General features: G+C 69.5%; 3 protein-coding genes. All 3 read left to right on the plus strand.

Features of this window, described 5'->3' with window-relative positions; translation table 11 throughout:
* On the plus strand, positions 1–1,174 hold a 1,174-nt coding region (locus VFM98_RS03455; protein WP_325108507.1), incomplete at its 5' end, for an amidase.
* 30 nt (positions 1,175–1,204) lie between these two features.
* Entirely contained in the window at positions 1,205–1,639 is a 435-nt protein-coding gene (locus tag VFM98_RS03460; RefSeq protein ID WP_325108508.1) for a DUF2214 family protein, read from the plus strand.
* A 10-nt stretch (positions 1,640–1,649) separates the two neighbouring features.
* Positions 1,650–2,096: a DoxX family protein gene (locus VFM98_RS03465; RefSeq protein ID WP_325108509.1), complete on the plus strand. Its 447-nt coding sequence runs from the start codon at positions 1,650–1,652 to the stop codon at positions 2,094–2,096.
* Positions 2,097–2,202 lie beyond the last annotated feature (106 nt).

Here is a 2,202-nt window from a genome sequence, read left to right on the forward strand (position 1 = left end):
GCTCCTCGACGGCGTGCCGGTATCGATCAAGGACCTGCTGCTCACCAAGGGCTGGCCGACGCTGCGCGGCTCCAAGGCCGTGGACCCTAAGGGCCCGTGGCACGACGACGCCCCGGCCACGGCCCGGCTGCGCGAGCAGGGGGCGCTGCTCATCGGCAAGACCACCACGCCGGAGTTCGGCTGGAAAGGCGTGACCGACAGCGCGCTCACCGGCATCACGCGCAACCCCTGGAACCCGGAGAAGACGCCCGGCGGCTCCTCGGGCGGCGCGGCCGCGGCAGTCGCCGCCGGCATGGGACCGCTCGCGGTGGGCACCGACGGCGGCGGCTCGATCCGCATTCCCTGCTCGTTCACGGGCCTGTTCGGCATCAAGCCGTCCTTCGGCCGCGTGCCCGCCTGGCCGCTGTCGCCCTTCGGCACCGTGGCGCACGTGGGACCGATCGCGCGCGACGTCGCCGATGCGGCGCTCCTGCTCACCGTGCTTTCGCAACCCGATGCCCGCGACTGGCACGCCCTGCCCTACGAGCCGCGCGATTACCGCGCCGGCCTGAACGCCGGCGTGCGGGACCTGCGCATCGCTTTCTCCTCGGACCTCGGGTACGCCAGGGTGGATGGCGAAGTAGAGGCCATCGTCGAGAATGCCGTAAAGACTTTTATTGATCTTGGCGCCAAGGTCGAGGAAAAGCATCCGGGCTTCGAGAACCCCGAGCCGATCTTCCGCGCCCACTGGTTTTCCGGGGCAGCGGCCTTGATGAGAGCGATCAAGCAGAAGGATCTCGTGGATCCTGGGCTGCTGGAAGTCGCCGCGCAGGGCGAGAAAGTCAGCGCGGCCGAGATCCTCGACGCGCAGATGAAGCGCGGCGCGCTCGGCACGCACATGAACCTGTTCCACCGCGACTACGACCTGCTGGTTACGCCGACGCTTGCCGTGCCGGCCTTCGGCGTCGGCCGCGAGTATCCGGAAGGCAACAAGCGCTGGACCGACTGGACGCCTTTCACCTATCCGTTCAACCTCACCGGACAGCCGGCGGCCTCGATTCCCTGCGGCTTCACCCGGGCCGGCCTGCCGGTCGGGCTGCACCTCGTCGGCCCGCGCTACGCCGACGCGCTGGTGCTGCGCGCCGCGCGGGCATTCGAATCCGTCCGCCCCATCGCGCTGCCGCCTTTGGTGTAAGTTATCGCCCCGAGGAGGGAGCGAGGCGGCATGGCCTGGTTGTTCGCCTTTCTGCACCACGCGGCGGCGTTCGCGCTGGTCGCGGCGCTGGCGGTGGAGCTGGCGCTGCTGCGGAGCGAGTTCACGCCGCAGACCGTGCGCCGGCTGCAGCGCGCCGACATGGCGCTCGGCATCGCGGCGAGCCTGCTCCTGGTGGTCGGCCTGCTGCGGGTGTTCTACTTCGAGAAGGGCGCGGACTACTACTTCCACAACACGGCCTTCCTGGTGAAGCTGTCAGTGTTCGTGCTGGTGGCGCTCGCCTCGATCTATCCCACGGTCGTCTTTCTTTCCTGGCGGCGCTCGCCGCCGGACGCGGCGCGGCTGCCGGCGCTGCGCCGCATCGTGCATCTGGAGCTTGCCGGAGTCGTGGTGATCCTGCTGTGCGCGGCCCTGATGGCGCGCGGGATCGGTTCGACAACTACCTAAGGGAGGAGCAATGAACAATACGCAGACGAGGCTTCTGTTCCCCGGGCTGAGGGGCTTCTACAACTGGGCCGAGCCGATCTCCTGGCTGCTGGTGCGCCTCACCGCCGGCCTGATGATCATCCCGCACGGCTGGCCCAAGCTCATGGCGGGCATCGGACCGACCGCCGCCGGCGCGCTCGCCAAGCGCGGCATCGAGCCGGCCGAGCCGCTGGCGATCGTGCTGATCACCCTCGAGACGCTGGGCGGCCTGTGCGTGGCGCTGGGACTCTTCACGCGCTTCTTCGCCGCGGCCATCTTCATCGAGATGATGGTGATCGTCTGGGCCTACTGGCCCAAGTTCGGCTGGACCGGCCCGGGCTACGAGTACCCGCTGATGTGGGGCCTGGTCATGCTGGCCATCGCGCTGCGCGGCGGCGGACCGTACTCGGCCGACCGCATGCTGGGCAAAGAGCTGTAGGCGGCGGGGCGGGCCATGGCGGAAGAGCGGGAGCTCTGGCGCGGCCGGCCGTCGCACTGGGTCAACCTGCCCTGGACGGTGCTGTGGCTGCTGCTGTTCTGGGTGG

It is taken from the genome of Ramlibacter sp. (assembly GCF_035706265.1).
Classification (GTDB): Bacteria; Pseudomonadota; Gammaproteobacteria; order Burkholderiales; family Burkholderiaceae_C; genus Ramlibacter.